This is a genomic window from Leuconostoc falkenbergense (genome assembly GCF_014634805.1).
Lineage (GTDB): Bacteria > Bacillota > Bacilli > Lactobacillales > Lactobacillaceae > Leuconostoc > Leuconostoc falkenbergense.
On record NZ_BMBS01000080.1, the window covers coordinates 1 to 2194 of the forward strand.

Here is a 2194-nt window from a genome sequence, read left to right on the forward strand (position 1 = left end):
CCGCGTATTGACTGGCTGTAATGACTTTAGTCACAGTAGCATTTTGTGTGATTGTCATGCCTGCTTTTTTAGCAGCAACCACGGACTTGTCCAACTCACTATGATCGACATCGACCGATGTTCCCTTTGCGTCAGAATTTTTTGAGTCATCCGCGAAGATGTTATGGTTATCAAATGGATGGACTAAGCCAATAATTGCAGACGTCGCCACCATTGCCGATACTGCGATTACTTTTGTTTTGCGTTTAATGTTATGTGACATAATAAATATTCTTTCTTCCGATTTTTGGAGGGGTCGTAAATCCCGACCCCCTTTATAGGTTTTATTGCAGTTGTTGCTTTAAATTGCTGTCGAGGGAATTAATTGATTGTTCACCAACTAATTCACCCGTTAGCACGATTCGCTTTTTAGCGGTGAAATTTTTGTAGTGACTCGCTTTAACCTGCTGCCAAAATTCTTGATCTTCCAAACAAGCAATCAATTTAACCTTTGGTTTGCCTGTGTTCTCAACAGCTAATTCTTGATTCATCAACCCCACAGCGATACCATAATCCAATTTGGTCGCTTTATAACGGTAAACTGTATGACCGTCAGAGAGATAAATACCTTTCCCTAAAATGGTTTTCTCAGTCATGTTTTGTAAGGAACTAAACTTGGTAGGATGGTATGGCCACACGGCATTATAATCACCCATATTGTGAGCAAATATTGGTACTAATCCAGTTCCAATCTTTAGGTTGGGTGCATTCATGCCCGCACCAATGGCTAAGACGTGGTTACTAGTGCCTTCATAGATTGGCTCACTAATGCTAAAACTTGGCACAGCCACATGTCCACGTAGGATTTCAGCTTGATTGCTTTGGGCTAGTTTCAACATATCTTCTTTGCTAGATAAACCGCCGGTCCCTGAATAATCAGGTTTGACACTTTTCTGTGCCGCCACTTGTTTGACTTGACTTGCTTTGACAACAGGTTGTTTTTTTGCTTGAGCAACAGCCTTATGACTAGCTTTTTGAACCTTCTGCGCTGTTTGCCACTGCGTATGGTTACCGTAAATCACAGCGCCAGTGACAATTAAGATGCCAAACATGGCTAATAACAGTGTTTTTAGAATTGGATGGTGCCTTTTCAAACGATGGTAATTTGGACGTCTCGGTTGCGCTCTCTTTCGACGGCTCTTGACTTGTTCAATGTTGATTGCCATAGTTCACCGCCTAATTGTCAAACGGGACAACATAATCGTAGCCATCATGATGCACTGTGATGGTTTTGTCTTGTACCGAAACGACTTTAGCGGTGACTGTTTGACCATTGATTGTGGCATCAACGTCTTCACCGACATGGTAGCGATCAGCTAACGTAGAAGAACTGTTAGCTTGTGAGCTAGATGAGCTAGACGAGCTTGATTGACTACTTGAAGCACTAACCTTTGAAGAAGAAAAAGCCTCAGATGATTCAGGTGCTAAGGTTACGGTTGCGTTGCCTTCGTTGTGACTACTCGCAGAGACTGCTTTTGATGATTGTGTGGCGCTATCTGTTTTGTGTTGGGCCATTGCATAACCACCAAAGCCCGCACCACCAATAGCCAGAACAGCCAAGACACCGATCGCCGCTGATTGCCAAGCACTTGTTTTCTTTTGTTCAACTTGAGGCTGCTTCATTTGCGCTGCTAACAAAGTCATCAATTGTTGGTTAGTTTCATCATGTGATGTTGTCTTTGGGGCATTTTGAAGCATTTGTAACTGTTGACGAAGTTGGGAAACCTCATCATTATTGACAGCATCTTTACCTTTTAATTTTTGCTCGAGGTTTAGATTAGTTTGCTTCAAAATCTGGACTTGTTGCTCAAGTTCACTGAGGCTACCAGCATGAGTTTTAGCACTTTCTAACTCAGTGGCACTGATCATCGCTTTTTCATGCTCTGATTGATATTGTGCCCGCTTGTTACTGATGTCTTCTTCCAGCTTTTGATGCATGTCTAGCAATGATTGTGTGTTTTGAGCTAATAACTCATCACGCAAAGCTTTAAGACTGGTTAGCGTCTCTGTTTGCGCTTGTGACGTCACTTCTGAGACCTGATCGTCTACTGTGGCTTGAAGATTACTTTGCAGGTCTTTAGAACGTTCTATAAACCAGTTATCCAGCTCTTGATTAACAGATACTTTCAAAGCCTCTAAGTCGCTTACAAAGTCA

The 2194-nt window shown here is 42.3% G+C and carries 1 protein-coding gene and 2 pseudogenes; all 3 read right to left on the bottom strand.

Annotated features, from left to right (window positions below):
- A pseudogene (locus IEU71_RS09955) lies at positions 1-262 on the bottom strand (cell surface protein); the annotation flags it as partial.
- A 61-nt stretch (positions 263-323) separates the two neighbouring features.
- Entirely contained in the window at positions 324-1205 is an 882-nt protein-coding gene (locus IEU71_RS09960; protein ID WP_080527753.1) for a sortase family protein, read from the bottom strand.
- Between the two features lie 10 nt (positions 1206-1215).
- A pseudogene (locus IEU71_RS09965) lies at positions 1216-2194 on the bottom strand (hypothetical protein); the annotation flags it as partial.

Excerpts from the sequence above, each read along its gene's own strand:
- IEU71_RS09960 (WP_080527753.1), bottom strand. The coding sequence starts at position 1,205 with ATGGCAATCAACATTGAACAAGTCAAGAGCCGTCGAAAGAGAGCGCAA.